We start from the raw sequence: 26,167 nt of genomic DNA, 5'->3' as shown, positions 1-26,167 counted from the left end.
TCAGGCCGCACCAAACGGATAGGGGCTGACGGACTTGGACCAGTCATCGACCGCCAACGGGCGGTCGATGGGGGCGGCGGCCCGTTCGGCGCACGGGTGGCGGTGGCACAGACGGCAGGCCGGTCCGATGGGCGTGACTTCGGGGTTCTGGAGGTCGATGCCGTGCGCGTAGACCAGACGATGCGCATGACGCAATTCGCAGCCCAGGCCGACGGCGAGGTCGTGGCGCTCCCCATAGCCGTCGTGGCCTTGTCGCTCGACCGTGCGGGCGAAGGTGAACCAGCGGCCGCCGTCTGGAGTCTCGATGATCTGGGTGACGATGCGGCCGGGCGTGCGGAAGGCGGAGTGAAGCCGCCAGCGCGGGCAGGCGCCGCCGAAACGCGAGAAGGGAAACGCGCCCGCCGCATAGCGCTTGGAGATGTTGCCCGCCTGATCGACCCGCATCAGGAAAAAGGGCACGCCGCGCGCCGTGGGGCGTGACAGGGTGGTCAGGCGGTGCGCGGCCTGTTCATAGCTTACGCCGAACCGCGCCTGCAGCCGGGCCAGGTCGTAGCCGGCAGCTTCCGCCGCGCGCTGGAAGGCGGCGTAGGGCATCAGGGTCGCGGCGGCGAGGGTGTTGGTCAGGGCGACCTTCAGGAGTGAGCGTGTCGGCCCGTCCGGGGCGCCGGCGGCCTCTGCCAGCGCGATGACCGCCGGCCCTTGCTCGGCCAGGGCCAGCTGGTAGGCGATGGCGAAGGCGCGCGAGGACGGCCCCAGGGTTTCCGAGAGCAGCAGACGGCGGCGATGTAGGTCATAGCGGCGGGTCCATTCCACCATGACCTCGGCCGGCAGGGTGCGGACGCCAAGGTCGTGCCTGGCCGCCAGCCGATGACGGGCGGCGGGTTCGAAGCCGTCGGCGTGGGCGGGCGCCTCGGCGGACAGGGCGTCGGACAGGGCTTCGCCCATCTGGTCTAGTTCCGGAAAATGGTTGCCGCGCGACTGGATATATTCGCGCACCCATTCGGCGGGGCTGGTCTCGACGGGGCTCTCACCCGTTTCGGCGGCGGCGCGTGCGCGCGTGCGGCCGTCGTCGAAGGCCTGATAGAGGCGCAGCAGGGCGTCGGCCACGCCGGGCGCCTCTTCCAACAGTTGCACCAGTTCATGCCTAGGCGGGGACAGACCCTTGAACAGCTGGTCGGTCAGGATTTCCGTGAGACGCGCCTCGTCCGCCGCACCACCCTGATTCAGCGCGCGCAGATCGACGTCATAGGTGTCGGCTAGTCGCAGCAGCAACTGGGCTGAAACCGGGCGCTGATTGCGCTCTATGTGATTGAGATAGCTGGGCGAAACGTCCAGATCAGCGGCCATGGCGGTCTGGGTCAGGCCCAGATTGCGCCGCAGCCGCTTGAGCCGGGCGCCCAGAAACAGCTTGCGATCAGCGGCGGTGTTCATCCCTGCATGATGTCACAACGTGACCAACTAAGCAAAGTCATAGTGTGACAAAATGACTTAGCGGTCGGGTTGCTGTCTGTATCAGTTTTGACCGGCGCGTGTTCTTGTCTCCGAGACGGCGGCTGCGGCCGCGCCCTTCAGAGACCGAGTTCGACCATGACCACCTTCGCCGATCTGGTGCCTTCGCCCGCCGGCCGTTTCGACGGCATCGAGCGCCCTTACACGCCTGAAGACGTCCTGCGCCTGCGCGGCTCGGTGCCGATCACCCATACGCTGGCCGAGCGCGGGGCCAACCGCCTGTGGCAGTTGCTGCACGACGAGCCCTTCATCAACGCCCTGGGCGCCGTCACCGGCAACCAGGCCATGCAGATGGTCCGCGCGGGCCTGAAGGCCATCTATCTGTCGGGCTGGCAGGTCGCGGCCGACGCCAATACGGCCGGCGCCATGTATCCCGACCAGTCGCTGTATCCGGCCAACGCCGCGCCGGAACTGTGCCGCCGCATCAACCGCACCCTGCAACGCGCCGATCAGATCGAACATGCCGAGGGCGGCGCCAAGCGCGACTGGTTCGTTCCCATCGTCGCCGACGCGGAAGCCGGTTTCGGCGGGCCGCTGAACAGCTTCGAAATCATGAAGGCCTTCATCGAGGCGGGCGCAGCCGGCGTTCACTTCGAGGATCAGCTGGCGTCCGAGAAGAAGTGCGGCCACTTGGGCGGCAAGGTTCTGATCCCGACCCAGGCGCATGAGCGCAATCTGGTCGCCGCGCGCCTGGCCGCCGACGTGATGGGCACGCCGACCATTACGGTCGCCCGCACCGACGCCGAAAGCGCGCAACTGATCACCTCCGACATCGACGAGCGGGACCAGCCCTTCATCGATCGCGACAACCGCACGCCCGAGGGTTTCTTCCGCCTCAAGGAAGGCACGGGTCTGGACCACTGTATCGCGCGCGGTCTGTCCTACGCCAATATCGCCGACTTGCTATGGTGGGAGACGTCACACCCGGATCTGGACGATGCCAAGAAGTTCGCGGAAGCCGTCCAGAAGGCCCATCCGGGCAAGCTGATGGCCTATAACTGCTCGCCGTCCTTCAACTGGAAGGCCAAGCTGGATGACGCCACCATCGCCAAGTTCCAGCGCGAGCTGGGGGCCATGGGCTACAAGTTCCAGTTCGTGACCCTGGCCGGCTTCCACAGCCTGAACAACGCGATGTTCGAGCTGGCGGACGGTTATCGCGATCGCGGCATGGCGGCCTATTCCGAGCTGCAACAGCGCGAGTTCGCCAACGAGGCCATCGGCTACACCGCCACGCGTCACCAACGCGAAGTCGGCACCGGCTATTTCGACCAGGTCGCCACGGTCATCTCCAACGGCACGTCCTCGACGACGGCGCTGAAGGATTCGACCGAGACCGCCCAGTTCACCCACGCGGCTTAACCCGGAAAGGAACCCGCAAATGGAACCGCTGACCCGAACCGAAGCCATCATCGACTTCTGCCTAGCGCCCCTGGCGCTCGACACCGGCACGGAGGCCGAACGTGAGGTGCGTCGTCGTCTGACGCACGTGCTTCGGACCTATCAGTCCAAGACCGCGACGCCTGTCGCCGTGGACTTCTCGGCCATGCCCTCACAGGTCATCAACGAGGCGGCGCACGGCTACGAATAGGCAGTCCGCCCAAGAAAAAGGCCCGCTCCGATCGCTCGGAGCGGGCCTTTTGTCGATCTGGGCAGGAAGACCTAGCGCGTCGTCGGGCCGGTGTTCAGCGATTGGGTGGTCGCAACAGCCGGGGTCGGAACAGGCGTCGCTTGCGGGACGGTGACCGAGATGGGCGTGCGCGCCGGCGCGGCCCCGGTTTCCTGAGGATCGCCGACGACGATGGTGGTGATCTGAGTCGCCTCGGTGGTGCAGGTCGCCAGGTCGCGGGTGATGTGACGGCCCAGGCAGAAGATGTCCTCGTAGCTGGGGCGCGAGGCGGCCAGGCACTGGAACAGCATCAGCTTGGACATATCCATGCAGAACTCGCTGTTCGGCTCGTGCGTCAGAGCCTCGGTGTTGACCCGGGCCTCGTCGCCGCCGGCTCCTAGCGCGCCCAGAGCCGCGATGGCCAGAGAGCGGACGACGGCGGGGGTGTAGGGCGGGCCTTTGCGCGACGGCTCCAGCCCCAGTCCCGTGCCGCTGTTGGCGGCGGCGAACAGGCGACTCGATTCCTCCGGCGACGGCAGCATCTTTGCAGCGGACAAGGTCTTTGCGCTTTCCAGCCGCACTTCGCGGTTCGGGATCGGCGTAATGGCCCAGCGGCGGCGAGGATCGCTGCGGCCCTGGATGGTGTAGGCGTCCTGCTCGATCGCCTCGGCGATGGCGCGCATGGCGATGGCGTCCTTGCCGACCGTCGCCGAGATCAGGCCGGCGGCCGCGTCGGCGCCGGGCAGGGTGGCGGCGTAGGCCGGATCGGCGACGATCTGGGCGACCATGCGCTGACGCTGCGCCGGATCGATCGCATACTGCTGCACGCCGGCGACGAACTCGGGCGACTGCAGGGCGATGATGGCGCCGTATGCGATCAGGCCGCGCGACAGTTGATCGGCGTCATAGGCCGAACCCTTGCGCAGAGCGGCCTGGATCGATTCCGCATCGGGGAAGCCGCCCGGCTGGATCGTCTGGGCTTCACGCAGGAAGGCGACGTAGATGGCGGCGGCGTCCGCCACACCCTGGTTCAGCGACACGGGGGGCGGCTTGCGGGCGGCCAGTTCGGCCGCCAGACGCTGGGCTTCCAGCTCGGCCTTCGAGGGTCCGCTCTCGCAACTGGCGAGCAGGACAGCGGCGGCGAGGGCGGCGGCCGACAGACCGCGGCTCAGTAGGGCCGTTTTCATGGAGACTTCCTCAGGCGATCACGCGCGCAAAAAGCGCCAATACTGTTGGCGCTTATAAGGCGGGCCTTATGGTTATACGAAGGTTAATCGAACAGTTTCGAAACCGATTCTTCGTTCGCGATCCGTCGGATAGCCTCTCCGACCAGCGGAGCCACGGAAACCGCTCGGATTTTCGGGCAGTTCAAAACTTCGTGGGGTTGCTCGATGGAGTTGGTGATCACCAGCTCCTTCAGCGGGCCGTCGGTGATGCGCTGGACAGCGGGGCCGGACAGGACGCCGTGGCTGATATAGGCCGAAACCTCCGTCGCGCCCTGGTCGATCAGGGCCTTGGCGGCGTTGACCAGGGTGCCGCCCGAATCGACGATGTCGTCGAACAGGATGCAGCGGCGGCCCTGAACATCGCCGATGATGTTCATGACCTCGCTCTCGCCCGCCTTGGGCCGGCGCTTGTCGACGATGGCGAGATCGGCGTCCAGGCGGCTGGCCAGGGCGCGTGCGCGCACCACGCCGCCGACGTCGGGCGAGACGATCATCAGGTCGTCGCCGCGGGCGTAGTTTTCCTTGATGTCTTGGGCCAGAACGGGGGTCGCGACCAGATTGTCGGTCGGAATGTCGAAGAAGCCCTGGATCTGACCGGCGTGCAGATCCATTGTCAGGACGCGGTCGGCGCCGGCGCGGGTGATCAGATTGGCCACCAATTTGGCCGAGATCGGCGTGCGACCGCCGGTCTTACGATCCTGACGCGCGTAGCCGAAATAGGGGATGACGGCCGTGATACGCTTCGCCGAGGCCCGCACCAGGGCGTCGGTGATGATCAGCAGCTCCATCAGGTTGTCGTTGGCCGGGTAGGAGGTCGACTGCAGGATGAAGACGTCCTCGCCGCGGACGTTTTCCTCGATGATGGCGAAGACCTCGTTATCGGCGAACCGCTTGACCTGGGCCTTGGTCAGGGGCGCATCCAGGTGGTCGGCGATCGCCTGGGACAGTGCGCGGTTGGAGTTGCCTGAGAGCAGCTTCATCGGCCGGTCATCCTTTCGCCGTCATCCGCCCCCCATGAACGGCGGTCGGTTGGCGCGCTCTTTACCAGTGGAGCCGGGCAGGGCAAGTCGTATGCTGAGTTTTCCTCGGCATGGCGCGGCTCGGTCGCGGGTGCTAGAGGTCGCCGCGTTGGTTTCCGGGGAACGGCTTCAGGGCCGTCCTTCACACGTCATGGGGTCGTCCTTGTCCGCTTCTAAGTTCCGTTCCGGCATGGTGCTGATGGCCGCGGCGCTCGCCGCAGTGACGATTTCAGGCTGCTCGGGCACCAAGCGTCCCAAGCTGGCCTATGAGGAACGTCCGGTCGAGGCGCTCTACAACACCGGCTATGATCGGCTGCAGCAGCGACGCTGGTCCGACGCTGTGGATTATTTCCAGGAAGTCGAACGCCAGCATCCCTATTCGGACTGGGCGCGTCGTTCGATCCTGATGCAGATCTACGCCTACTATCAGAACAACGCCTATGCCGACGCCATCGCGGCGGCGGACCGGTTCATCCAGCTGTTCCCCGGCAATCCGTCGGCCTCCTACGCCTTCTACATGAAGGCCGTCTGCAACTTCGAGCAGATCACGGATGTGGGACGCGACCAGGGTTACGCCACCGCCGCCCTGGCAGGGCTGAAGGATGTCTCGCGCCGCTATCCGGGCACGCCCTACGCGTCGGACGCCGCCGTCAAGATCGACATGGTCAACGACCAGCTGGCCGGCAAGGAAATGAACATCGGCCGCTACTATCAGCGCGCCAACCAGCCGCTGGCGGCGCTGAACCGTTACAAGGCCGTGATCGCCAACCCGGACTTCCAACGGACCTCGCACACGCCCGAAGCCCTGTATCGCCTGGTCGAGGTCAACCTGCAGCTGGGTCTGAAGGAAGAGGCGACGCGTAACGGCGCGGTGCTGGGCTACAACTATCCGGGCAGCCCCTGGTATGCCGAGGCCTATGCGCTGCTGACCGAGAACGGCCAGACGCCGGACAAGGCGCCCGAGGGCAAGCGCGAGAGCTGGCTGCAGCGGATCATTCCGGGCTGATCACGCGACGGCTTGTGCAATCCGGCGGGGATCGGGATTCTGTCGGTCATGATTCGTTCCGCCGGCGCCTGACGCGATGCTGACCGCCCTTTCCATTCGTGACGTCGTCCTGGTGGACGTGCTCGATCTCGAGGTTGAGAACGGCCTGACCGTGCTGACCGGCGAAACCGGAGCCGGCAAGTCGATCATCCTGGATGCGCTCGGCCTAGCTTTGGGCGGGCGCGGCGACGCAGGCCTGGTGCGCAAGGGCGCCAAACAGGCCGTGGCCACTGCCGTCTTCTCCGCTCCCGACGATCCTGAGTTGCTGGCCCTGATCGCCGACAAGGGGTTCGATGTGCAGCCGGGGGAGGATCTGATCCTTCGCCGCGTGCTGGGCGCCGACGGCCGCAGCCGGGCCTACGTCAACGATCAGCCGGCCGGGGTGACGGCTGTGCGCGAGATCGGCGCGGCGCTGGTCGAGGTGCACGGACAGCATGAGACCGTGGGTCTGCTGGACTGGCGAACGCACCGCGCTTCGCTGGACGCCTATGGCGGACTGCAGCCGCAGTTGTCGGCGGTCGCCTCGGCCTCTGCCAAGCTCAAGGCTGCCGAGGCCAAGCTGGCGGAGCTGAAGGCGCAGGCGGCGGACGCCGATGCGCGGCGCGAAGAGATCAGCCTGAACCTGTCCGAACTGGATGCGCTGGATCCGCGCGCCGACGAAGAGACGGAATTGGCCGGCGAGCGCGCCCTGCTGGGCGCCGCCGAAAAGGCCATCGCGGATCTGGGCGACGCCCGCACCCAACTGGGCGGCGACAAGCTGAGCCAAAAGCTGGGCGCGGCGCTGAGGGCCGTCGAACATGCGCGTCAGAGGGCAGGGCAGGCGGGCGCCGAGGGCGATCATCCGGTCATCGTCAAACTGTCGGCCGCCGTGGAGGCGATCGACCGCACCATGGTCGAGGCGGCGGAAGCCCTCGCCGCCGTGGACGCCGCCGCCGACGCCTTCGACTATGAGCCCGGCCGTCTGGACAAGGCCGAGGAGCGATTGTTCGCCCTGCGCGCCGCCGCCCGCAAGCTGCACACCACCGTCGACGCCCTGCCGACCCTGCGCATTCGCCTGCGCGAGCAGCTTCGGCTGATCGAGGATGGCGAGGAGGCGCTGACCAATGCCGGGCGCGAGGCGGCCGAGGCGGCGGAAGCCTATGATCTGGCGGCCACCTTCCTGACCTCGGCGCGCGAAGCCGCCGCCGAACGCCTGACCGCCGCCGTCATGGCAGAGCTGGGCCCGCTGAAGCTGGAGCGCGCGCGGTTCCGCGTGGCTCTGGAGCCGATCGAAGGCCGACGCGGGCCGGACGGCGTCGAGACGGTGCGCTTCCAGATCGCCACCAACGCCGGAACCGACTTCGGCCCGCTGGACGCCATCGCCTCGGGAGGCGAGCTGGCGCGTTTCGCCTTGGCGATGAAGGCCGCTCTGGCGAGCCGTGAGGACATGCGACAGCCGGTGATGATCTTCGACGAGGTGGATCAGGGCGTCGGCGGGGCGGTGGCCGAGGCCGTCGGTTCTCGCCTGAAACGCCTGTCGACCGGGGCGCAGGTGCTGGTCGTGACCCACAGTCCGCAAGTCGCCGCGCGCGGCCATGCTCATTGGAAGGTGATGAAGGCCGACCGCGACGGCCTGACCACCACCACCGTCGTCGCCCTGGACGACCAGCGCCGTCAGGAGGAGATCGCCCGCATGCTGTCCGGCGCCGAGATCACCGATGAAGCCCGCGCGGCGGCGCGGGCCCTGATCGGCTGACTGAACTTTTTAAACGCCCAGGATCCAGCCTTCTTCCTGTTCGACCTGGGCGATCAGTTCCGCCGTGGCGTCTTGGGGCGGGGCGAAAGCCTTGGCCAGGTCGCCAGCCTCGTCCATCCTGGCGAGGGCCTCGGCCGTTGAGCGAACCTGGGCCTGGTCCTTGAACTCACCGGGTTGAGGCTTGGTCTCGTGCATCGAAGGCCAGACCTCGACAACCAAGGCCGACAGAGGTTCCACGTCATCGGGCGTCAGCGCGCGCCAGCCGGTGCCGAAGGGCCAGACGGCGCCTGACGGGCCGAGGCTTTCCAGCAGCCGCCGCACAGCCGGGATGCCGACCAGGGTCTGGCCGCCCACGGCGCCCGCGCCGTGCATCTGCCACACGCTCTTGGGCTGAAGCCGGCCCTTGCGGGCGGCGTTCTCGGTGGCGCGGAACTCGGGGATGTCGGCGCCGGCACCTGCCGGGGGTTTGGTCGTGGTCAACCAGCGTTGGGCCTGTTTGGCCGGGGCGCCCCAAAGCGGCCAGGCCTCGTCGGTCATCAGCCGGTTCATCTTGGCCGCCACCTGATAGCGGTTGTTGGTGTTGTCGGCCTTGTCCACGATGTTGGAGGCGATGAATTTCCACATGGCTTGCCACGGGGTTCCGTCCAGCTTCAGCCGCGCGGCCGTGCCGACGGGATAACCGAAGTTGAAGTCCAGCCCGACCAGCACCCGGTCGCCGCGCTTTCTGTGGTCCGCCAGGATCGAGGCCAGCAGGGCTTCGCCATCGGCCCGGGTCGCGACATTGTGCGACTCGGTATAGAGGCGGAAGCGCACGTCGCGCTTGGCCACGCCGATCCACAGCGAGGTGTCGCCGAGCTTCTTGGTTTCGGCGGCGGTCCAGTCGGCGACGATATAGGCGTCGAAAAGGCGGGCCAAGGCGGCCTCCCTGAAAAAGGCATGTCGGTTAGGAGTGAGCCGGGCTTCTAACGCCGCATCGCGGCGACTGAAAGGCCCATACGCCGTCTCAGCCCTTCAGCAGGGCTTCCAGATGCGACAACCAGCGGCGGCCGAGGCGGAGCGCCTCGCCAGGGGAGCCGGTCTGGACGGGCAGGGCGGCGTCCCACAGGGCCAGTTCGAACTCAGGGTGTCGGGCGTCGGCGAACATCAGCCGCAGCACGACCTGTTCGGCATCGGGGGCCAGCACGTCCAGTGACTTGCGCGCCTCGCCCCGGCGGATGCGGGCGACGACGTGGCCATCGACGATGATCTCGCCCCCCTCGACCTCATCGAAGGCGTAGACCAGGCCATGGGCGCCGTTGGCCCACAGCACGACCACCTGTTCGACGTCGAAGTTCAGGGCGCAGGCGCGACCTTCGCCCGGCGAGAGGGCCTCAACCTCTGGCGCGGCGCCCAAGGTCTTGAGCACGGCGCGGTGCAAGCGGCGCGGCGGCTCCATCCACCACGAAAGCGCCAGGGCCAGGGTCGTCAGCAGGGCCGCCGCGAGGGCGATCAGCAACACCACCCGCAAGACGTCGGCCATGGTCGTCAGGCCTCCAGATCGAGATCGACCACCACGGGAACGTGGTCGCTGGGTTTTTCCATGTCGCGGGCGTCGCGGTGGGTTTCGATCCCCCGGAAACGGTCGGCGGCCTGGGGCGACAGCAGGGCGAAGTCGATGCGGATGCCGTGGTCCCGCTGCCAGGCGCCGGCCTGATAGTCCCAGAAGGTGTAGGTCCCCGCCGGTTCGCCGCCGATCTCGTGCGCATCGGCCAGACCCAAGTTCTTGAGCGCGCGGAAAGCCTGGCGGCTCTGCGGCTGGAACAGGGCGTCGTCAGTCCAGGCGGCCGGATTCTTGGCGTCCTCAGCCTCGGGGATGACGTTGTAGTCGCCGCACAGGGCCATCGGCTCCTCGAACGCCAGCAGATCCTGGGCATGGCGGTTCAACCGATCGAACCAGGCCAGCTTGTAATCGAATTTCTCGGTCGCGATCGGATTGCCGTTCGGCAGATAGAGGGCGCCGACGCGGATCGGGCGGGGCGCCTCGACCAAGGCCTCGATATAGCGCGCCTGTTCGTCGGTCTCGTCGCCGGGCAGGCCGCGCCGGATGTCGGACAGCGGATACTTCGACAGCAGGGCGACGCCGTTGTAGCTCTTCTGGCCGTGGGTCTCGACATTGTAGCCGAGGCTCTCGAAGGCCTCGCGCGGGAACTTCTCGTCCACGCATTTGATCTCCTGGAAACAGGCGACGTCGGGGGCGGCCTGCTCCAGCCACGCCAGCACGGTGGGCAGGCGGGCGTTGACGGAGTTCACGTTCCAGGTGGCGATGCGCATGACGGCGACGCTAGGCTGCGTCTCGGTTTTGGAAAAGAGGGCGCAAAAGAAAAGGGCCGCCGGATCGCTCCGACGGCCCTTTGATCGTTTAGTGATTGGCTTACGGGCGACCGCCGGCGGGGGCCGCGGCTGCGGCAGGCGCCGTCGTCAGCTTGCAGCCGCCACCGATCTGCTGGGCGGTGGCGCAAGGATAGATTTGCTGAACGACATTTTCCGCGTTCAAGCGAGCAATGACGCCATCGGCGCCGTCGCACTTGGCTTCGTAAAAGACGCCGTTGGCGTTCTGGCCCATCAGTCGGGCTTCGGTGACGTTGCAGGACGCCGCTTCCGAACCGGCCAGTAGGGTTTTCACGAAGGCGGCGTTTTCAGCGGTCGTTGTGAACTCGCACGTCCCACGCTCGGCGACGATCTGAATGCAGGGCGTTTTCGACCATGTCTCAGCCTGCTTCTTGATCCAGTAGCCGGGCCCATCCGAGCATCCCACCTCATAAACGACTGCGCCGTCATTGGACTGTCCGCGCAGTTTAGCCTGATCGACGGTGCAGGCGACGCCAGCGTCCTTCGCATACTGGCGAAGGAACTTCTGGATGTCGGCGTTGGCGGCCAGCGTGCACTGGGCCGGCGTGGCGGTTGGGTCGGCGGCGCGCGCCATGTCGGCGGAGTGGGCCAGAATGATGCAGCTGCTGGCTTCAGGCGGCGTCTTGGTTTCGACGATGTAGCCGGGCGCGGTTCCGCAAGCGACTTCATAGACCGTCGTATCGGCCGCAGTCTTGCCCAGCAGCTTGGCTTCGCTGACCTGACAACCCGTCGTCGTCAGCGCCATCTGCGCCTGGGCGGCGGCGAGGATTTGCTCGGGCGTCGGCGCGGCGGGGGCGCGTTCGCGGCGTTGGCGACCGGCGGCGGCGCGGGATGTGCCCTGCGTCACGGCGGGCTCATTATCGGTGCTGCGAGGTTGCTGGCGTTCTTGAGCTGTTGCTGGCGCGACGGCGAAGGCGCTGAACACAAGCGCCGCAAAGGCGGCGGCGAGGCGGGACTTCATGGAAACACCTTTGGTTTCTGAATGCATTGCCGCTTCGTGGCGGTGTATTTGGGCGGGGTCAAGGCGGGTGTGGACGGCGGCGGGGTACGCGGGCTAAGTATCTGCGCGTTTCGATTGGAGACTGACTTGGCTGATGGAACGGCGCCAACGGCGGTTGCGAAGGATGGGCGGGGGCTGACCTTTCCGTTCGACGCCATGCCCGGCGCGGGCGAGGCGATCGAGGTCGCGCGCGGCGTGCTGTGGTTGCGGTTCGCCCTGCCGTTTCAGCTGGATCATGTGAATGTCTACGCGATCCGGGACGGCTACGGCTGGGTCGTCGTCGATACGGGTTTGAAGACATCGGCGACCGTCGCGGCGTGGGAGGCTGCGTTGGATGCGGCGCTGGGCGGCAAGCCCGTGACGCGGCTGATCTGCACTCATATGCATCCCGATCACATCGGACTGGCGGGCTGGCTTTGCGAGCGGTCGGGCGCGCCATTGCTGATGTCGGGACTGGAGTATGTGACGGCGCGGATGCTGATGGCCGAGGAGGCGGGCGATGCGCCGGAGGACGGCGAACGCTACTACCGTGCGGCGGGGTGGACCGGTGATCAGATCGCGCGCTGGCGGGCCGACTACGGCGGTTTTGGCAAGGGCGTGGCGACGATGCCTCGCAGCTATCTGCGACTGTCCGACGGCGATGTCATTCAGATCGACGGCGACGACTGGAGCGTGGTCGTCGGGTCGGGCCATAGTCCCGAGCACGTCTGCCTGTGGCGGCGGTCGGACGACGTCTTCATCGCCGGGGATCAGATCCTGCCGCGTATTTCGTCCAATGTTTCGGTCTGGCCGACGGAGCCTGAAGCCGATCCGCTGGGCGACTGGATGGACTCGCTGGACAAGCTGAGGGCGCAGTTGCCGGAGGGCGCATTCGTCCTGCCGGCGCACGGCGAGCCCTTCTATGGCGTTCATGCGCGTCTCGACGCTTTGAAGCGGGGGCATGAGGTCGCGCTGAAACGGCTTGAGCGGACGTTGCGTCAACCGTCTAGGGTGATCGACGGCTTCCCCGCCGTCTTCGGTCGGGCGGTCGGGGATGGGGTGCTGGGCATGGCCACGGGCGAGGCCCAGGCGCACCTGAACTATCTGGAACGACGCGGCCGCGCCCAGCGGACGCGGGACGAGAGCGGCGTCGACTGGTGGAGCGCCGTCGCACAGGACGAGGAAAAGACGTGAGCGAACATATCCGCAGCGAACTGGCCGACGGCGTCCTGACCGTCACCCTGGATCGGGCCGACAAGAAGAACGCCATCACCCAGGCCATGTATTCGGCCCTGGCCGAGGCGACGGAGCGGGCGCGCAACGACGATGCGGTGCGAGTGCTGCTGCTGCGCGCCGACGGCGACAGCTTCTCGGCCGGCAATGACATTCAGGACTTCATCGCGCTGGGCTCGCAAGGGGCGGGGCCGGGCGACATGCCGGTGTTCCGTTTCCTGAAGGCGCTGGCGGATCTGGACAGGCCCGCTGTGGCCGCCGTGAAGGGGCGGGCGGTCGGGATCGGCCTGACCATGCTGCTGCACTGCGATCTGGTGGTGGTCGCCGAGGATGCGCTGCTGTCCGTGCCCTTCGTCAATCTGGCCCTCGCGCCGGAGGCGGCGTCCAGCCTGCTGTTGCCGGCCGTGATCGGTCATCAGCGGGCCTTTGAACTGTTTGCGCTGGGCGAGCCGCTGGATGGCCGGACAGCCCTGGCGTGGGGTATCGCCAATCGCGCGGTCCCGGCCGATCAGGTCGAGGCGACGGCGGCGGAACTGGCGGCCAAAGTGGCGGCCCGCGCGCCCAACTCGATCCGCAAGACCAAGCGGTTGATGCGTGACGCGGAAGGTCTGTGGGGACTGATGCAGCGCGAGGGCGAAGCCTTCGGTTCGCAGATGAAGAGCCCCGAAGCGATGGAGGCCTTCATGGCGTTTACGCAGAAGCGGGCGCCGGACTTTTCGAAGGCGGGTTGAGCGGTCGTCACAAGGCCTTGCCTTGATTTGGCGCAGCTTTGCTTCTAGGTGCGCGCGCCGATGTCGCACGCCCTTTCCATACCTCCGTCCGTAAGCCGTATCGAAGCCGAGACCCCGGCCGACGCCGAAGGCGTGGATGCGCTGGTCCTGACCGCCTTCGGGCCGGGCCGGTTCGCCAAGACGGCCGAGCGCCTGCGTGAAGGCTCGCAGCCAAGTGCGGGATTTGTCGTCAAGCACGACGGGGAAGTGGTGGGCTCGGTGCGACTGTGGCCGGTCGTGGTTGGAGACACCTCGGCCCTGTTTTTGGGGCCGATCGCGGTGGACGCCGGCCGCCGGAGCGACGGTCTGGGCGCCGAACTGGTTCAGGCGTGCGTGGAGCAGGCACGGACGCTGGACGTCGGCGGCGTGCTGCTGGTCGGGGATGCGGCCTATTTCGAGCGGTTCGGATTCGCCCCTGCGCCCGAGGCGATCCTGCCCGGACCTGTGGATCGTCGCCGTGTCCTGTGGCTGGCGACCGGCGTGGATCAGGTTTCGGGTTCGGTTCGCATCGGCTGACCCTTTCCCGCACGGTTCGCGGGGCCTAAGTCAGGGGGATGGATAATCCCAAGCCAGGACTGAACGCCGTCGCCGAGGCGGCCAAACAAGCGCCCGGCAAGGGGTTGCCGCCGGTCCACCTGTGGCATCCCGAACATTGCGGCGACATCGATATCGTTATTCGGGCCGACGGCGTCTGGATGCACGAAGGCTCGCCCATTGGCCGCAGGGAATTGGTGCGGCTGTTCTCGACGGTGCTGAGGAAGGACCCGGACGGCTATCACCTGGTCACGCCGGTCGAAAAGCTGAAGATCACCGTCGAGGATTTGCCGTTCCGGGCTGTCGCGATGCGGCGGGAAGGCGACGCCCTGATTTTCACCACCGATGTCGGTGATGAGGTGAGGGCCAGCGAAGCCGATCCCATCGTCGTCGAAACCGATCCGACGACGGGCGAGCCGGCGCCGCGCATTCATGTGCGCCGCGATCTGTGGGCGCGCATTGCGCGGTCGGTCTTCTATGAAATCGCCGAAATGGCCCAAGAGGTCGATGGACGCCTGGTCGTTCGGTCGGGCGGCCAGATCTTCTCGCTGGGCGCGGTGACGTGAGCCTGGAGACCCTGAAGGCCCGGCTGGTCGATCGGCTGGCGCCGGTCGAGACGTGGCGGCCGGAACTGGTCGCGGCGCGGTCGGACTTCGACCTGAACCCGCAAGCGGCACGGACGGCCAGAGAGCTTCGGCCGGCGGCGGTGCTCATCCCCATCGTGGCGCGGCCCGAAGGGGCGACCGTGCTGCTGACGCGGCGCGCGGACACCCTGGCGCGGCACACGGGGCAAATCGCCTTTCCGGGCGGACGTCTAGATCCGGGTGAGACCGCAGTTCAGGCGGCGCTGCGTGAGGCGGACGAGGAGGTGGCGCTGGACCCAGCGGCGGTCGAGGTGCTGGGCCTGTCGGACGCCTATGAGACGGGGACCGGCTTTCTGGTGACGCCGGTGATCGGCTGGCTGAGCGAGGCGCCGATCACCACGCCGTCGCCGGACGAGGTCGCCGAGGTGTTCGAGACGCCGTGGGACTTTCTGATGGATGCCGCCAACCATCGTCGCGACTTTTACGATCTGGATGAAGGCTTGCGGCGCTGGTTCTGGGCCATGCCTTGGGGCGAGCGCTACATCTGGGGCGTGACGGCGGGGATCCTGAAGGCTTTGCACGTCCGGCTGTATTGCGACGAGGCTGCGCCGGAAGCGGCGGCCGACGAGGACGCGGCATGAGCGTCTCTGTGAAGGGACAGCCCTGGCTGGAAAGCCACGCGACGCGGGCGGTGATGCAGGCGCTCGAAGCGGCGGGCGGTGCGGGCTGCGCGCGGTTCGTGGGCGGCTGCGTGAGGAACAGTGTGCTGGGCCAGCCGGTCGACGATATCGACATCGCCACGCGATTGCGGCCCGACCAGACCATTGCGGCGCTGAAGGCGGCAGGGTTGAAGGCTGTGCCGACGGGCGTCGAGCATGGCACGGTGACGGGCGTGTCGGAGCGGCGTCCCTATGAGATCACGACCCTGCGTCGCGATGTGGAGACGGACGGACGCCGCGCGGTGGTCGCCTTCACAGAGGACTGGGCCGAGGATGCGGCGCGGCGGGATTTCCGCCTGAACGCCCTTTACGCCGATGCGGCCGGGACGGTGTTCGACCCGACCGGCGGCGGGCTGGAGGATGCAGCGGCAGGACGCATCGTTTTCGTCGGCGTGGCGGAGACGCGCATCCGCGAGGACTACTTACGCATTTTGCGCTTCTTCCGCTTCTACGCCTGGTACGGGCGGGGAGAGCCGGACGCGGTCGGGCTGGCGGCGTGCGCGGCGCTGAAGGGCGGCATGGCGCAGCTGTCGGCCGAGCGGGTGTCCAAGGAGGTGTTGAAACTGCTGGCGGCGCCTGACCCGCGTGCGGCGGTGCGGGCGATGGCCGAGACCGGCGTGCTGGCCCAGGTGCTGCCGCAGGCCCAGCCACTGACGCTGTTTGAGGCGATGTGTGAGCTGACCGACGATACGGTGATGCGGCTGTCGGCCTTGCTTCCGGCCAATGCGGCGGCTGTGACGGAGATTGCGGGTGGTCTGAGATTGTCGAACGCGGTGCGGGATCGGCTGGCGGCGGCGGTGGCGGACGGGCCTGCCGTTTTGCCGACGATGAGCGACGTCGAAGCACGGGCGGCGATCTACAGGTCGGGACGCAGGGCGTTCGAAGATCGGCTGGTGCGCGCCGAGGCGGCTAGAGGTGGCGATGGCGCGCGGCTGCGGGCGCTGGCCGCCGACTGGACGCCGCCCAAGATGCCGGTCGGGGGGCGCGATCTGGCGCGTCTGGGCCTGAAGCCAGGGCCGGAGACAGGGCGGGTGTTGAAGGCGTTCGAGGACGGTTGGGTCGCTGACGATTTCCCTGCCGAGGGGCATGAGAGGCGGCTGAAGACCCTTATCGCGGCGGCTGAGCGCGGGTGAATTCGGTGACGACGGGGCGGTGGTCGGATCCCGTCGGTTCGCCCAGGCGGCGCGTGACCAGGGCCAGATCCGGCGAACGATAGACCTGGTCGATGGTGATGCCGGCGAAGGCGGGAAGCTGGCTGGGCCAGGTGCCGGGCCAGCCGGGCGCGGGGATCAGGCCCAGGTCGGACTGGATCTGTTTGCCGATCCGGGCGCTGAAGACGCTGTTGAAGTCTCCGGCGGCGATGACGGGATGGGCTGGCGCGGCCTTCATCCGCTCGGCCAAGGCCATGACCTGGGTGATCTGACCCCACTGATACTGATAGGGCCAGGGTCGGGTCAGGTGGACGCCGAAGACGTTGATCAGGCCGATGGGCGTCTGAACCGTCGCGCCCACGGCGCTGAGGCCGTCGGGCCGCTCGGGCAGGCGTTGCAGGATCGGATAGCGCGAGGCGATGATCGAGCGCGCGTGGTCGCCGGCGCGCGCCTGGCCGATCAGAACGCGGTAAGGATAGTCCGGCAACAACTGGTCCAGCCGCGACGCCGGCGCCTGCCCCAACTCGACCAGCACCAGGATGTCGGCGTCGGCCGCCGAGATGGACCGGCGCATGGCAGCGATATCGGTGTTGAACACATACAGGTTGGCCGAATAGACCCGCACGATCGGCTGATCTGGAACGGGCGCGCCCTTCGCCGGCGTCCATTGCGGCCAGACCGAGAGGGCCAGCACCACACACGCCAGTCCGCCGACGATCGAGGCCGGCCATAGGCGAACGAGCAGACACACCACGGTCACGCCGACGGCCGCCAGCAACGCCGGCGATGTGAACTGCGCCAGTATATCCACCCAACGATGGCCGATGCCGCTGAGCGCCGCCACGCCGAACGCCGCCAAGCCCAGCAGCAGGGCGCTGGCCGTCACATTCGCCGCCAGCTTTATCAGGGTCATCGAAGACGTATCTCTCGGATTGAACAGGACGCCTCGCCCAGCGTTAAGGCGACGCTTTGGAGGGCGACATGGCCAGACGGTCGATCCGGGATATCGAGAACATCTGGTCCAATGTCGAGGGCGTCAAGAAGCTGTCGGACCGCGTCATTGGCATCGGCCCGTTCGGCATGGGGCTGGACGCCATGCTGACCTGGGTGCCGGTCGTCGGCACGGCCTATACGGTCGGGACCGGCGGCTGGCTGATGCTTCAGGCCGTGCGGGCCAAGGCAACGCCGGCGACCCTGGCGCGCATGGGGGCCTATATGGCCATCGACACCGCCACCGGGACGGTGCCGATCGCAGGCGACATCGTCGACACCTTCTTTCCCGGACAACTGATGGCGGCGCGGGCGCTGCAAAAGCACATCGAAAGCACCCACTGGGTCGAGGACACCGAGGCCAATGCGCGCGCCACCGGCGACCATGAGATGCATGAAGCCCGCTTGCAGAACGACAAGACGCTGAAGCGGATCATCTATCTGCACGATTGAGATGCGCTGGCTAAGGCGGCCTAGCCATCGTTTTCCCCGCAATAAACCCGCATGAAATCAACGCCCTGATCCAGATGACCGACCATCTCCCGGCCTGAGGAAGGGCTGCGCCCAGACTGATCTCCACGACAACGGAGAGACGAATGAGCGACGATTTCAGCGCGCGTCTGAACCTGCCCTATCTGGCGGCGGGGCAGATGCAGAAGCATGTAACCCTGAATACGGCCCTGACCCGGCTGGACGCCCTGTTGCAGACAGCGGTGGTCAGTCGCACGACGGCGATCCAGCCGGCCGATGCATCTGACGGCGATCTTTATATCCTGCCGGGAGAGGCCGAAGGCGCGGTCTGGGCCGGGCGGCCGGCCGGAACCCTGATGCGGTTCGAGGGCGGCGGCTGGACCACTGTGACAACGCCGGACGGCATGATCGACTGTGTTCTGGACGAAGGCGTCGTGGTGGTGCGGGCCCGTGCGGGCTGGATTGCACTGGGGCAGCGACTGGGCGAGGTGCAGGGCCTGACGCGGCTGGGTCTCGGGACATCCGCCGACGAAGCCAATCGCCTGACGGCCAAGATCAACGCCGCCCTGTTCACGGCGCGCGGCGAGGGGGAAGGCGGCGACGGCGATCTTCGCCTGACGCTGAACAAGGCGACGGCGGGCGATGTCCTGTCGCTGCTGTTTCAGAGCGGATACGCCGCTCGCGCAGAGTTGGGCCTGATCGGCGACGACGATCTGGGCCTCAAGGCCTGCGATGACGCTGGGACATGGCGGTCGGTGTGGCGCGTGGATCGCGCGACGGGGCGTATCGGCTTCGATCAAGGCGCGGTCCGGCGCGAGACGACGCTGTTCACCAGCGATGACGACTATGCCTTGCCGGCCTGGGCGCGCTGGGTCGAGGCGACCTGCGTGGGCGGCGGCGGCGGCGGGGCCGCAGGATTGGCGGGTCCGGCTGGTGCCCCACGCCTCGGCGGTGGCGGAGGCGGCGCCGGCGGGCTGAGCCTCGCGCGATGGTCGGCGGACGATCTGGAGGGCGTCCTGACGATCACGGTCAGCGCCGGCGGGATCAGTGGCGTTTCGGGCGGCGATAGCGAGGTCGCGACAGGCGACATGGTCCTGTTACGCGCGACGGGCGGCGCCGCAGGCGGCTCTGGCGTGGGTGGAGCAGGCGGTATCGGTCAACGGCTCGCCAACCCCGGCGGAAGCTCTTCGACGACCGCGACGGCGACGATGGGCGCGGAAACCCTTTGCTCGGACGGGCCGGGCGGCGGCGGGGCAGGGGGCGGTCTGAGCGCGGCGGATGTCGCCTATGCCGGAGGCGCGGGCGGTGTGGGAGGCTGGTCGGGCCTTCGCGCGGCCGGCGGCATTGCGGGCGCTGCGGGACAGGCCTCGCCCAAGCCGCTGTTGTCGATCGTCGGAGGCGGCGGCGGGGGCGGTGATGCATCAGCGAGCGGCGCGGGCGGTCCCGGCGGCGCTGGTGCTCACTTCGGGGCCGGGGGCGGGGGAGGCGGCGCGGGTCTGACCTTCGGCGGCCAGGGCGGTTCGGGCGCTTCGGGCGCGGTTCTGATCACGGTCGTCGGATGAGCCGGCGCGGACATCCGGTTGAGCCGGTCGAAGTGCTGGAAGCCGAAGCGTGGGAAGCGCCCGACAGCCTCAGCGACGGGGAATGGCGCGCCCAGTCCGGCTGGGACGGCCGCTGCGCCGTCGAAACCTATGACGAGGAGGACGAGCGATGACCCGACACAAGCAAGGGGCGATCCCCTTGGCGGAGGGGCGGTGGTTGTTTCGTCGGCTCTACGTCTTCGCCGTCAGCACGGGGTTGTGGGTGCTGTTGATGCGCACGGTCGGGCGGATGCCGCCTGAGATGCTGCCCCGGATCACGGACGGGCTGATGGGCCTGCTGGCCTTGATCCTGGTGCTCTATCTGGTGGCGCCGACCGCTCAGCAGTTGATCACCTTGATCGCCACAGCGCGGCTGCGGATCAGCGGAGGCCGACCATGAGCTTTCGTCTGTCCAGCCGGTCGCGTGCGCGGCTGATCGGCGTGCATCCGGCCCTGACTGCGGTGGTTGAGGCGGCCATCACCCGCACGCCGGTGGACTTCTTGATCACCGAGGGTCTGCGTACGGCCGAACGTCAGGCGGCCCTGGTCAAGGCCGGCGCCAGCCGCACGACGCGCTCGCGCCATCTGACGGGTCACGCCGTCGATGTCGCCGCTCTGGTCGAAGGCCAGGTGCGGTGGGACTGGCCGCTGTATGGCCGGATCGCCCAGGCGTTCAAGGCGGCGGCGCTGGATCTGAAGACGCCGCTGATCTGGGGCGGCGACTGGAAGACGCTGCGGGACGGTCCGCATTTCGAGCTGGATCGAAAGGCCTTTCCATGAGCGCTCGATCCATACTGCGGGCGCTGACACCGCTCGGCTGGTTGGCGGCCGCTGCTGCAGCGTTGGCGCTGGGATTCGTGCTGCTGGGCGGGCTCGGTTTTCGCTGGGACCCGCTGAACCTGCAGCACAGGCGTCTGGAGGCCGCCCGCACTCAGGCGCGGGATGCGACCGCGGTGGCGGCCGCTCAAGCCCAGGCCAGACGCATCGAAACCGAGGGCGTGGCGGCTCAGGCCCGGCGCGTCGATCACTATCACCACATCACAGGGGCGGCGGACCGGGCGACCACGGCCGCCGTCGCCCAGGCCAGGAGCGCCGACGATGCCGATCAACCCTTGGACAACCGCCGCGCTGATCGCCTGCGCGACCATGACGGCGAACTGTGCCGCATCGCCCCCAATCTCGACGGTTGCGCCGGCGCGACTGGTCTTGCCGGAGGCGGCGACACGTCCGTGCGCGCTGACGACCCTGCCGGCTGAACCCACGACCGGCGATCTGGACGCGGCCTATCTGCTGCGCGGCGCCCAGATCGTCGCTTGCGACGGGGCGCGGCGGCTGGCGGTCGAGACCCTGTTGGCCGAACGCGCGATGCAGGACGCGCAGGTGCGACGCCGCGACTGACGCCCTGCAAAAACGACTCGGCAACTTCTGCCGCCTGGTGTGCAGGCTTGCCGGGTCATTTCGCAAACCGTCGAGATAAGTTCAATGAAATCAGTGTCGACGTCTGGCTAACATCGCCTTTCGGACTGGCCCCGCCCTTGCTCTCCTGAAGACCGAGCAAAACGCTCCTGATGCCAAAATGGCGTCGGACATCACACGAAGTGAACAGGAAAGCCAAAATGGCTACGAGCATCAATACGAACTACGGCGCAGCTGTCGCCCTGCAAAACCTCAATGCGACCAACGCTATGTTGGAGCGCACGCAAAACCGTGTCTCGACGGGCCTGAAGGTGGGCTCGGCCAAGGACAACGGCGCGATCTACGCCATCGCGACGACCCAGCGCGCCAACATGGGCGCCATGGATGCGGTTCGGAATTCACTCCAGCGCGGACAGTCGATCGTCGATGTGGCTCTGGCCGCCGGCGACACCATCACCGCCGCACTGGAAGAGATGAAGTCGCTGGCCGTCAGCATTCAGTCCTCGGTCGCCGGCTCGGCCGCCGAAACGTCTTATCTGGCCGATTTCAACGCCTTGGGTAAGGAAATCGACGCGGCGCTGAAGGGCGCGACCTTCGACGGCGTCAACCTGTGGAACACCACCACGGCCACCAACATCACCACCAACGTCAGCGGCGGAACCTATCAGATCGGTTTCGGAACGACCGACAAGGCGGCCGCCGCCCCGATCACGGCGGTCTCGGCCGGCACCGCCGCCCGCGCCGGCGCCACGACCGCCATCGTCGATGCGGCAATCACCGAGATCACCGCTGACCTGGCCACGATCGGCACCCAGTCCAAGTCGGTCGGGCGTCAACTGACCTTCGTGAACAAGCTGCAGGACTCGACCGAAGCCGGCATCGGCAACTTGGTCGACGCCGATCTGGCCAAGGAAAGCGCCAAGCTGACCGCCCTGCAAACCAAGCAACAGCTGGGCGTGCAGGCGCTGTCGATCGCCAACCAGGGCAGCTCGATCCTGCTGAGCCTCTTCCGCAACTAAGCCCGCCACTGGGCTGAACGCTTCGCCTTTCGCCGTGTGGTGACCCCACGCAGGCGCAGACCAACTCGACGCGCGCTCGGCAAATCTTGCCTGGTGCGCCGACCAGCCCGGCAAAAGCTGCCGGGCCGGAAGGAGGGTAAATCAAAGGTAAATCAGTAAAATCAGTTAGTTGTAGGATTTTGCTCGGATCAGAAATGGCCCGGCAATTGCTTCTTACTCACCGAGCAAAAAGCTCCCGGCGGCAAAACGACGCCGGAAATCACTGAAGTGAACAAGGAGGGCCAGAAATGCCCAGCATCAACACGAACTACGGCGCCGCAGTCGCCCTGCAGAGCCTGAACAAGACCAACGCCCAGCTGGAAACCACCCAAAACCGGATCAGCACCGGCATGAAGGTGTCTTCGGCCAAGGACAATGGCGCGATCTTCGCCATCGCCACCCAGCAGCGCGCCAACGCCGCTTCGCAAGACGCAACGCGCAACTCGCTGCAACGCAGCCAATCGATCACCGACGTGGCCCTGGCGGCCGGCGACACCATCACCTCCGCCCTGGAAGAGATGAAGTCGCTCGCTGTCAGCATCCAGTCGTCGGTCGCCGGTTCGGATGCTGAGACGGCCTATCTGAAAGACTTCAACGCCTTGGGCGCGGAAATCGCCTCCGCGATTTCCGGCGCGTCGTTCGATGGCGTCAACAGCCTGACGACGCCTCTGGGCGTCGCCTCGGTGACGGGCCTGACGGGCGGCGCCGTCGCTCGTGCGGGCGCCACGACGGCCGCCGTCGACGCCGGCATTGCGACGGTCACGTCTTCGCTGGCGACGCTGGGCACCCAGTCCAAGTCGCTGGCGCGTCAGATCACCTTCGTCAACAAGCTGCAGGACGCGATGGAAGCCGGTGTCGGCAACCTGGTCGATGCAGACCTGGCCAAGGAAAGCGCCAAGCTGACCGCCCTGCAAACCAAGCAACAGCTGGGCGTGCAGGCGCTGTCGATCGCCAACCAGGGCAGCTCGATCCTGCTGAGCCTGTTCCGCTAAGGCCCGCGGCCCGATCGCGAAGGCGGTCGGGCCAAGGCCGCATCTGATCGGTCGTCGGTTTCCGGCGCCCGGACCTGAGCAAAATGCTCACCCCGGCAAAACGCCAGGGGATCTCACGAAGTGAACAAGGAGGGCCAGAAATGCCCAGCATCAATACGAACTACGGCGCCGCAGTCGCCCTGCAGAGCCTGAACAAGACCAACGCTCAACTGGAGACGACCCAGAACCGCATCAGCACGGGTCTGAAAGTCTCTTCGGCCAAGGACAATGGCGCGATCTTCGCCATTGCCACGCAACAGCGCGCCAACGCCGCCTCGCAAGACGCGGTTCGCAACTCGCTGCAACGCGGTCAGTCCATCGTCGATGTGGCCCTGGCGGCCGGCGACACCATCACCTCCGCCCTGGAAGAGATGAAGTCGCTCGCGGTCAACATCGCCTCGTCCACGGGTTCGGCGAAGACGGCCTACGAGGCCGACTTCACTGCCCTGGGCAAGGAAATCAACGACGCGATCGCCGGCGCCAGCTTCGACGGGGTCAACCTGTTGAACACGGCCGCTGGCACGACCACCGACGTTCAGACGGGTTCGGGCACCTATCGCCTGGGCACCGCCACGGCGGTCAGCGCGAACACCCAACTGGCGATGTTCACGGCGGCGACGCCGACCGTCGCCAACTACACCACCGCGAACGTCGACCTGGCGATCGCGGGCGTGACCAGCACCCTGGCCACCTTGGGCACCCAGTCCAAGTCGGTCGGGCGTCAGATCACCTTCGTCAACAAGCTTCAGGATGCGATGGAAGCTGGCGTGGGCAATCTGGTGGACGCCGATCTGGCCAAGGAAAGCGCACGACTGACCGCCCTGCAAACCAAGCAACAGCTGGGCGTGCAGGCGCTGTCGATCGCCAACCAGGGCAGCTCGATCCTGCTGAGCCTCTTCCGCTAAGGCCCGGAGACCTCGCCGTCCCGGCGGCGGGGTCGTGGCCTTGAACCCCGAGCAAAACGCTCACCCCGGCAAAACGCCGGGGCTCTCACGAAGTGAAAAGGAGGGCTAGAAATGCCCAGCATCAATACGAACTACGGCGCCGCAGTCGCTCTGCAGAGCCTGAACAAGACCAGCCAACAGCTGGACACGACCCAAAACCGGATCAGCACCGGCATGAAGGTGTCGTCGGCGAAGGACAACGGTGCGATCTTCGCGATCGCCACGTCGCAACGCGCCAACGCCGCCTCGCAGGACGCCGTTCGCGCCGGCCTGCAACGCACCCAGTCGATCACCGACGTGGCTCTGGCCGCCGGCGATTCCGTCACTTCCGCTCTGGAAGAGATGAAGTCGCTCGCCGTCAACATCGCCTCGTCGACCGGCTCGGCGCAGACGGCCTATCTGGCCGACTACAACGCCTTGGGTCTGGAAGTCGCCTCGGCGATCTCCGGCGCCTCGTTCGATGGCGTGAACAGCCTTACGACGCTGGGTTCGAACGCGGCGATCACCGCTGTGAACACCGGCAGCGTCACGGCCGCCAACGCCACCGCTGCGAACGTCGATGCCGCCATCGCGGCGACGACGAGCGCTCTGGCGACGCTGGGCACCCAGTCCAAGTCGCTGGGCCGTCAGATCACCTTCGTCAACAAGCTGCAGGATGCTCTTGAAGCCGGCGTGGGCAATCTGGTGGACGCCGATCTGGCCAAGGAAAGCGCCAAGCTGACCGCCCTGCAAACCAAGCAACAACTGGGCGTGCAGGCGCTGTCGATCGCCAATCAGGGCAGCTCGATCCTGCTGGGCCTGTTCCGCTAAGACGCGCGGCCGGAGCGGTTTCGCGACCGCTCCGGCTGATCGTTTGTTTCTCTAGAGGGCGTGGGCCGACCTGCGCGTGGAGCCATGACAGACAATGTCGCGAGATCAGTAAGCGTACCTCAGATTTCTCCCGTCGCTCCGATCGCCGTGCAGCCGGCGACGCCGGCGCCGGTTGCGAAAAACGACAACAACGACGCCAGCCGCTTTCGCCTGACCATCGAGGCCGTGGGCGACAACCGCTTCGTCTATAAGGTCCTGGACCGGGTGACGGGGGAGGTGATCCGTCAGTTGCCGCGCGAGGATGTCGAAAAGCTGAACAGCGACCCGACCTATCGCGGCGGTCGTCTGGTTGATACCGCCGTCTGACGACAGGCGAGGGCTCAGACTTTTTAACGCCGCCGGCTTGCCGGGCGGCGCAATCATGGTTTCCGGCGCGTTAACCATGTGATTACGACTCATGGTTAATGCTGTAGCCCACAGAACGTCCGGGGGCTTGAAGCCATGACCACCAGCATCCACACTAACACCTCGGCGATGATCGCCTTGCAGAATCTGAACCGCACCAACGACCAGTTGGCGGCGACGCAGAGCCGGGTGAACACGGGGCTGAAGGTTCAGGGCGCGCGCGACAACGCCGCGGTCTGGGCGGTGGCTCAGGGGCAGCGCGCCGATCGGGGATCGCTCGAAGCCGTCACCACCAGCCTGAACCGGGCGACATCCATCGCTGACGTGTCGCTGGCGGCAGGCGAGCAGATCTCGGACATCCTGCTCGAGTTGAAGCAGAAGGCGACCGCAGCGGCGGACCCGAGCGCCAGCACCGCCACACGCACGTCCTACAATGATGAGTTTCAGGCGCTGCTGAGTTCGATCGACTCGTTCGCCAACAACGCTATCTTCGACGGCGCCAACATTCTGGACGGTTCGGCGACGACGACACTGAACTTTCTGGCCAGCGCCGACGGCGCCGAAACCATCGCGCTGGATCGGCAGAACCTGACTGTCGCCGGCCTGTCGCTGACCGGCTCGACTTTGACCAGCCAGGCCAACGCCACGACGGCCCTGGCCGCCGTCAACGCCGCCATTACCACCAGCAGTGCGCGTCTGGCCGAACTGGGCGCCCAGTCCAAGCAGATCGAGCGCCACACCACCTATGTCGGCAAGCTGTCGGACGCGCTGGAAGCCGGCATCGGCAATCTGGTGGACGCGGACCTGGCCAAGGAAAGCGCCCGCCTTCAGGCCCTGCAGGTCCAGCAGCAGCTCGGCGTTCAGGCCCTGTCGATCGCCAACCAGGCGCCGCAGGTCATCCTGTCGCTGTTCAAGGGCTAATCCGATAGCTTAACGGTTCCTTATCGACGCCCGCCGCACGATA

31 protein-coding genes are annotated in these 26,167 nt (G+C 67.0%); 23 read left to right on the top strand and 8 right to left on the bottom strand.

Annotation, left to right across the window (positions count from 1 at the left end; genetic code table 11):
- The gene (locus KAK88_RS12855) at positions 1 to 1,431 is read right to left on the bottom strand and encodes a helix-turn-helix domain-containing protein (protein ID WP_242076900.1); all 1,431 of its coding nucleotides are present in this window, start codon (positions 1,429 to 1,431) and stop codon (positions 1 to 3) included.
- Positions 1,432 to 1,587: 156 nt separating this feature from the next.
- Here KAK88_RS12855 and aceA point away from each other — a divergent pair, with 156 nt between their 5' ends.
- Both aceA and KAK88_RS12845 read left to right on the top strand, forming a co-directional pair.
- Positions 1,588 to 2,868 carry an isocitrate lyase gene (aceA, locus tag KAK88_RS12850; protein ID WP_242076899.1) on the top strand — a complete coding sequence of 427 codons (1,281 nt, stop codon included), beginning with the start codon at positions 1,588 to 1,590 and terminating at the stop codon, positions 2,866 to 2,868.
- A 19-nt stretch (positions 2,869 to 2,887) separates the two neighbouring features.
- Positions 2,888 to 3,097: a hypothetical protein gene (locus KAK88_RS12845; RefSeq protein ID WP_242076898.1), complete on the top strand. Its 210-nt coding sequence runs from the start codon at positions 2,888 to 2,890 to the stop codon at positions 3,095 to 3,097.
- Between the two features lie 71 nt (positions 3,098 to 3,168).
- Here the strand turns inward: KAK88_RS12845 and KAK88_RS12840 are convergent, their stop codons facing one another.
- Positions 3,169 to 4,302: a hypothetical protein gene (locus KAK88_RS12840; protein WP_242076897.1), complete on the bottom strand. Its 1,134-nt coding sequence runs from the start codon at positions 4,300 to 4,302 to the stop codon at positions 3,169 to 3,171.
- An 83-nt stretch (positions 4,303 to 4,385) separates the two neighbouring features.
- Positions 4,386 to 5,321: a ribose-phosphate pyrophosphokinase gene (locus KAK88_RS12835; protein ID WP_017504159.1), complete on the bottom strand. Its 936-nt coding sequence runs from the start codon at positions 5,319 to 5,321 to the stop codon at positions 4,386 to 4,388.
- A gap of 190 nt (positions 5,322 to 5,511) precedes the next feature.
- On the opposite strand from KAK88_RS12835, the gene KAK88_RS12830 reads away from it, so the two are divergent.
- Both KAK88_RS12830 and recN read left to right on the top strand, forming a co-directional pair.
- Positions 5,512 to 6,366 (top strand): outer membrane protein assembly factor BamD, encoded by an 855-nt coding sequence (locus tag KAK88_RS12830; RefSeq protein WP_039245588.1) that lies wholly within the window; start codon positions 5,512 to 5,514, stop codon positions 6,364 to 6,366.
- Positions 6,367 to 6,442: 76 nt separating this feature from the next.
- Positions 6,443 to 8,140, top strand: a complete 1,698-nt coding sequence (recN, locus tag KAK88_RS12825) for a DNA repair protein RecN (protein ID WP_242076896.1) — start codon at positions 6,443 to 6,445, stop codon at positions 8,138 to 8,140.
- A gap of 9 nt (positions 8,141 to 8,149) precedes the next feature.
- Here the strand turns inward: recN and KAK88_RS12820 are convergent, their stop codons facing one another.
- The 4 genes from KAK88_RS12820 to KAK88_RS12805 all read right to left on the bottom strand — a co-directional run bounded on the left by KAK88_RS12820 (position 8,150) and on the right by KAK88_RS12805 (position 11,489).
- Positions 8,150 to 9,055, bottom strand: a complete 906-nt coding sequence (locus tag KAK88_RS12820; RefSeq protein WP_242076895.1) for a cobalamin biosynthesis protein CbiG — start codon at positions 9,053 to 9,055, stop codon at positions 8,150 to 8,152.
- A gap of 88 nt (positions 9,056 to 9,143) precedes the next feature.
- Positions 9,144 to 9,659: a hypothetical protein gene (locus KAK88_RS12815; RefSeq protein ID WP_242076894.1), complete on the bottom strand. Its 516-nt coding sequence runs from the start codon at positions 9,657 to 9,659 to the stop codon at positions 9,144 to 9,146.
- A gap of 5 nt (positions 9,660 to 9,664) precedes the next feature.
- Positions 9,665 to 10,450 (bottom strand): exodeoxyribonuclease III, encoded by a 786-nt coding sequence (gene xth, locus KAK88_RS12810; protein ID WP_242076893.1) that lies wholly within the window; start codon positions 10,448 to 10,450, stop codon positions 9,665 to 9,667.
- A 100-nt stretch (positions 10,451 to 10,550) separates the two neighbouring features.
- Positions 10,551 to 11,489 carry a hypothetical protein gene (locus KAK88_RS12805; RefSeq protein WP_242076892.1) on the bottom strand — a complete coding sequence of 313 codons (939 nt, stop codon included), beginning with the start codon at positions 11,487 to 11,489 and terminating at the stop codon, positions 10,551 to 10,553.
- Between the two features lie 126 nt (positions 11,490 to 11,615).
- On the opposite strand from KAK88_RS12805, the gene KAK88_RS12800 reads away from it, so the two are divergent.
- The 6 genes from KAK88_RS12800 to KAK88_RS16070 are packed head-to-tail and all read left to right on the top strand — an operon-like array spanning position 11,616 to position 16,480.
- A complete protein-coding gene (locus KAK88_RS12800; RefSeq protein WP_242076891.1) occupies positions 11,616 to 12,701 on the top strand; it encodes an MBL fold metallo-hydrolase in 1,086 nt (361 codons plus the stop codon).
- Positions 12,698 to 13,471, top strand: a complete 774-nt coding sequence (locus tag KAK88_RS12795) for an enoyl-CoA hydratase (RefSeq protein ID WP_242076890.1) — start codon at positions 12,698 to 12,700, stop codon at positions 13,469 to 13,471. The genes KAK88_RS12800 and KAK88_RS12795 overlap by 4 nt, the downstream gene beginning before the upstream one ends.
- 60 nt (positions 13,472 to 13,531) lie before the next feature.
- Positions 13,532 to 14,026, top strand: coding sequence for a GNAT family N-acetyltransferase (locus tag KAK88_RS12790; protein WP_242076889.1), 495 nt, complete (start codon positions 13,532 to 13,534; stop codon positions 14,024 to 14,026).
- Between the two features lie 38 nt (positions 14,027 to 14,064).
- Positions 14,065 to 14,610 carry a DUF1285 domain-containing protein gene (locus tag KAK88_RS12785; protein ID WP_242076888.1) on the top strand — a complete coding sequence of 182 codons (546 nt, stop codon included), beginning with the start codon at positions 14,065 to 14,067 and terminating at the stop codon, positions 14,608 to 14,610.
- Positions 14,607 to 15,269: a CoA pyrophosphatase gene (locus KAK88_RS12780; RefSeq protein ID WP_242076887.1), complete on the top strand. Its 663-nt coding sequence runs from the start codon at positions 14,607 to 14,609 to the stop codon at positions 15,267 to 15,269. Before KAK88_RS12785 ends, KAK88_RS12780 begins: the two co-directional genes overlap by 4 nt.
- Positions 15,266 to 16,480 carry a CCA tRNA nucleotidyltransferase gene (locus tag KAK88_RS16070; RefSeq protein WP_277928796.1) on the top strand — a complete coding sequence of 405 codons (1,215 nt, stop codon included), beginning with the start codon at positions 15,266 to 15,268 and terminating at the stop codon, positions 16,478 to 16,480. Before KAK88_RS12780 ends, KAK88_RS16070 begins: the two co-directional genes overlap by 4 nt.
- Here the strand turns inward: KAK88_RS16070 and KAK88_RS12760 are convergent.
- Positions 16,455 to 17,411, bottom strand: coding sequence for an endonuclease/exonuclease/phosphatase family protein (locus tag KAK88_RS12760; RefSeq protein ID WP_242076886.1), 957 nt, complete (start codon positions 17,409 to 17,411; stop codon positions 16,455 to 16,457). The genes KAK88_RS16070 and KAK88_RS12760 overlap by 26 nt on opposite strands.
- Before the next feature lie 68 nt (positions 17,412 to 17,479).
- Between KAK88_RS12760 and KAK88_RS12755 the strand changes: the two genes are divergently transcribed.
- The 13 genes from KAK88_RS12755 (at position 17,480) to KAK88_RS12690 (ending at position 26,124) form a co-directional block, all read left to right on the top strand.
- A complete protein-coding gene (locus KAK88_RS12755; RefSeq protein WP_242076885.1) occupies positions 17,480 to 17,941 on the top strand; it encodes a DUF4112 domain-containing protein in 462 nt (153 codons plus the stop codon).
- A gap of 143 nt (positions 17,942 to 18,084) precedes the next feature.
- Positions 18,085 to 19,521 (top strand): DUF2793 domain-containing protein, encoded by a 1,437-nt coding sequence (locus tag KAK88_RS16065; RefSeq protein ID WP_277928795.1) that lies wholly within the window; start codon positions 18,085 to 18,087, stop codon positions 19,519 to 19,521.
- Positions 19,518 to 19,673 (top strand): hypothetical protein, encoded by a 156-nt coding sequence (locus KAK88_RS12740; RefSeq protein ID WP_242076884.1) that lies wholly within the window; start codon positions 19,518 to 19,520, stop codon positions 19,671 to 19,673. Before KAK88_RS16065 ends, KAK88_RS12740 begins: the two co-directional genes overlap by 4 nt.
- A complete protein-coding gene (locus KAK88_RS12735) occupies positions 19,670 to 19,939 on the top strand; it encodes a hypothetical protein (protein WP_242076883.1) in 270 nt (89 codons plus the stop codon). Before KAK88_RS12740 ends, KAK88_RS12735 begins: the two co-directional genes overlap by 4 nt.
- Complete coding sequence (locus KAK88_RS12730) at positions 19,936 to 20,319, top strand: M15 family metallopeptidase (RefSeq protein ID WP_242076882.1); 384 nt, start codon at positions 19,936 to 19,938, stop codon at positions 20,317 to 20,319. The genes KAK88_RS12735 and KAK88_RS12730 overlap by 4 nt, the downstream gene beginning before the upstream one ends.
- Positions 20,316 to 20,795 carry a hypothetical protein gene (locus KAK88_RS12725; RefSeq protein WP_242076881.1) on the top strand — a complete coding sequence of 160 codons (480 nt, stop codon included), beginning with the start codon at positions 20,316 to 20,318 and terminating at the stop codon, positions 20,793 to 20,795. The genes KAK88_RS12730 and KAK88_RS12725 overlap by 4 nt, the downstream gene beginning before the upstream one ends.
- Positions 20,746 to 20,937 carry a hypothetical protein gene (locus KAK88_RS12720; protein ID WP_242076880.1) on the top strand — a complete coding sequence of 64 codons (192 nt, stop codon included), beginning with the start codon at positions 20,746 to 20,748 and terminating at the stop codon, positions 20,935 to 20,937. The genes KAK88_RS12725 and KAK88_RS12720 overlap by 50 nt, the downstream gene beginning before the upstream one ends.
- Before the next feature lie 218 nt (positions 20,938 to 21,155).
- Entirely contained in the window at positions 21,156 to 21,974 is an 819-nt protein-coding gene (locus tag KAK88_RS12715) for a flagellin (protein ID WP_055808061.1), read from the top strand.
- A 287-nt stretch (positions 21,975 to 22,261) separates the two neighbouring features.
- Positions 22,262 to 23,005 carry a flagellin gene (locus tag KAK88_RS12710; RefSeq protein WP_161638635.1) on the top strand — a complete coding sequence of 248 codons (744 nt, stop codon included), beginning with the start codon at positions 22,262 to 22,264 and terminating at the stop codon, positions 23,003 to 23,005.
- Between the two features lie 140 nt (positions 23,006 to 23,145).
- Positions 23,146 to 23,949, top strand: coding sequence for a flagellin (locus tag KAK88_RS12705; protein WP_161638636.1), 804 nt, complete (start codon positions 23,146 to 23,148; stop codon positions 23,947 to 23,949).
- Positions 23,950 to 24,060: 111 nt separating this feature from the next.
- Positions 24,061 to 24,798, top strand: coding sequence for a flagellin (locus KAK88_RS12700; RefSeq protein WP_242076879.1), 738 nt, complete (start codon positions 24,061 to 24,063; stop codon positions 24,796 to 24,798).
- 84 nt (positions 24,799 to 24,882) lie between these two features.
- On the top strand, positions 24,883 to 25,164 hold the full coding sequence (locus tag KAK88_RS12695; RefSeq protein ID WP_199060335.1) for a hypothetical protein: 282 nt from the start codon (positions 24,883 to 24,885) through the stop codon (positions 25,162 to 25,164).
- Between the two features lie 135 nt (positions 25,165 to 25,299).
- Positions 25,300 to 26,124: a flagellin gene (locus KAK88_RS12690; protein WP_039245552.1), complete on the top strand. Its 825-nt coding sequence runs from the start codon at positions 25,300 to 25,302 to the stop codon at positions 26,122 to 26,124.
- The last annotated feature ends 43 nt before the right edge of the window (positions 26,125 to 26,167 follow it).

It is taken from the genome of Brevundimonas diminuta (genome assembly GCF_022654015.1).
Lineage (GTDB): Bacteria > Pseudomonadota > Alphaproteobacteria > Caulobacterales > Caulobacteraceae > Brevundimonas > Brevundimonas diminuta_C.
This window is presented reverse-complemented; position numbering and strand designations above follow the sequence as displayed.

Excerpts from the sequence above, each read along its gene's own strand:
- KAK88_RS12845 (WP_242076898.1), top strand. The coding sequence starts at position 2,888 with ATGGAACCGCTGACCCGAACCGAAGCCATCATCGACTTCTGCCTAGCG.
- KAK88_RS12730 (WP_242076882.1), top strand. The coding sequence starts at position 19,936 with ATGAGCTTTCGTCTGTCCAGCCGGTCGCGTGCGCGGCTGATCGGCGTG.
- KAK88_RS12805 (WP_242076892.1), bottom strand. The coding sequence starts at position 11,489 with ATGAAGTCCCGCCTCGCCGCCGCCTTTGCGGCGCTTGTGTTCAGCGCC.
- aceA (WP_242076899.1), top strand. The coding sequence starts at position 1,588 with ATGACCACCTTCGCCGATCTGGTGCCTTCGCCCGCCGGCCGTTTCGAC.
- KAK88_RS12830 (WP_039245588.1), top strand. The coding sequence starts at position 5,512 with ATGGGGTCGTCCTTGTCCGCTTCTAAGTTCCGTTCCGGCATGGTGCTG.
- recN (WP_242076896.1), top strand. The coding sequence starts at position 6,443 with ATGCTGACCGCCCTTTCCATTCGTGACGTCGTCCTGGTGGACGTGCTC.
- KAK88_RS12735 (WP_242076883.1), top strand. The coding sequence starts at position 19,670 with ATGACCCGACACAAGCAAGGGGCGATCCCCTTGGCGGAGGGGCGGTGG.
- KAK88_RS16065 (WP_277928795.1), top strand. The coding sequence starts at position 18,085 with ATGAGCGACGATTTCAGCGCGCGTCTGAACCTGCCCTATCTGGCGGCG.
- KAK88_RS12785 (WP_242076888.1), top strand. The coding sequence starts at position 14,065 with ATGGATAATCCCAAGCCAGGACTGAACGCCGTCGCCGAGGCGGCCAAA.
- KAK88_RS12740 (WP_242076884.1), top strand. The coding sequence starts at position 19,518 with ATGAGCCGGCGCGGACATCCGGTTGAGCCGGTCGAAGTGCTGGAAGCC.
- KAK88_RS12755 (WP_242076885.1), top strand. The coding sequence starts at position 17,480 with ATGGCCAGACGGTCGATCCGGGATATCGAGAACATCTGGTCCAATGTC.
- KAK88_RS12705 (WP_161638636.1), top strand. The coding sequence starts at position 23,146 with ATGCCCAGCATCAATACGAACTACGGCGCCGCAGTCGCCCTGCAGAGC.
- KAK88_RS12815 (WP_242076894.1), bottom strand. The coding sequence starts at position 9,659 with ATGGCCGACGTCTTGCGGGTGGTGTTGCTGATCGCCCTCGCGGCGGCC.
- xth (WP_242076893.1), bottom strand. The coding sequence starts at position 10,450 with ATGCGCATCGCCACCTGGAACGTGAACTCCGTCAACGCCCGCCTGCCC.
- KAK88_RS12835 (WP_017504159.1), bottom strand. The coding sequence starts at position 5,321 with ATGAAGCTGCTCTCAGGCAACTCCAACCGCGCACTGTCCCAGGCGATC.
- KAK88_RS12790 (WP_242076889.1), top strand. The coding sequence starts at position 13,532 with ATGTCGCACGCCCTTTCCATACCTCCGTCCGTAAGCCGTATCGAAGCC.
- KAK88_RS12700 (WP_242076879.1), top strand. The coding sequence starts at position 24,061 with ATGCCCAGCATCAATACGAACTACGGCGCCGCAGTCGCTCTGCAGAGC.
- KAK88_RS12715 (WP_055808061.1), top strand. The coding sequence starts at position 21,156 with ATGGCTACGAGCATCAATACGAACTACGGCGCAGCTGTCGCCCTGCAA.
- KAK88_RS12855 (WP_242076900.1), bottom strand. The coding sequence starts at position 1,431 with ATGAACACCGCCGCTGATCGCAAGCTGTTTCTGGGCGCCCGGCTCAAG.
- KAK88_RS12710 (WP_161638635.1), top strand. The coding sequence starts at position 22,262 with ATGCCCAGCATCAACACGAACTACGGCGCCGCAGTCGCCCTGCAGAGC.
- KAK88_RS12760 (WP_242076886.1), bottom strand. The coding sequence starts at position 17,411 with ATGACCCTGATAAAGCTGGCGGCGAATGTGACGGCCAGCGCCCTGCTG.
- KAK88_RS16070 (WP_277928796.1), top strand. The coding sequence starts at position 15,266 with ATGAGCGTCTCTGTGAAGGGACAGCCCTGGCTGGAAAGCCACGCGACG.
- KAK88_RS12725 (WP_242076881.1), top strand. The coding sequence starts at position 20,316 with ATGAGCGCTCGATCCATACTGCGGGCGCTGACACCGCTCGGCTGGTTG.
- KAK88_RS12690 (WP_039245552.1), top strand. The coding sequence starts at position 25,300 with ATGACCACCAGCATCCACACTAACACCTCGGCGATGATCGCCTTGCAG.
- KAK88_RS12840 (WP_242076897.1), bottom strand. The coding sequence starts at position 4,302 with ATGAAAACGGCCCTACTGAGCCGCGGTCTGTCGGCCGCCGCCCTCGCC.
- KAK88_RS12695 (WP_199060335.1), top strand. The coding sequence starts at position 24,883 with ATGACAGACAATGTCGCGAGATCAGTAAGCGTACCTCAGATTTCTCCC.